The sequence below is a fragment of the Psychrobacter sp. 78a-MNA-CIBAN-0178 genome (assembly GCF_040309625.1).
Taxonomy (GTDB): domain Bacteria; phylum Pseudomonadota; class Gammaproteobacteria; order Pseudomonadales; family Moraxellaceae; genus Psychrobacter; species Psychrobacter okhotskensis.
The window spans coordinates 1-274 of sequence record NZ_JBEOOZ010000127.1 but is presented as its reverse complement, the minus strand read 5'-3'; the positions used below and the strand labels follow the sequence as shown (position 1 = coordinate 274).

Genomic DNA, 274 nt, shown 5'->3' with positions numbered 1-274 from the left:
AGCTCTAATAGTGGGTAAACCACAAACTCGCGATCACTCAAACCATAATGAGGCACGGTTAAGCGCGCCGTATTTATAATTTGATCATCAAATAATAGGGTATCGATATCAAGTGTGCGTGGACCCCAACGCTCAGCTTTTCTTACTCGACCATGCTCAAGCTCAATACTTTGTGTTAAATCAAGTAATTGCTCTGGAGCAAGGGTCGTTTTAATACAGGCTACGGCATTGATATAGTCTGGTTGATCTTGTGGGCCCATAGGCTTACTTGCAT

General features: G+C 43.1%; 1 protein-coding gene. It reads right to left on the bottom strand.

Annotated elements, in window-relative coordinates:
• Positions 1 to 260, bottom strand: a 260-nt coding sequence (gene folK, locus AAEY80_RS14535) for a 2-amino-4-hydroxy-6-hydroxymethyldihydropteridine diphosphokinase (protein WP_350588581.1), incomplete at its 3' end; no start/stop codon positions are given.
• Positions 261 to 274 lie beyond the last annotated feature (14 nt).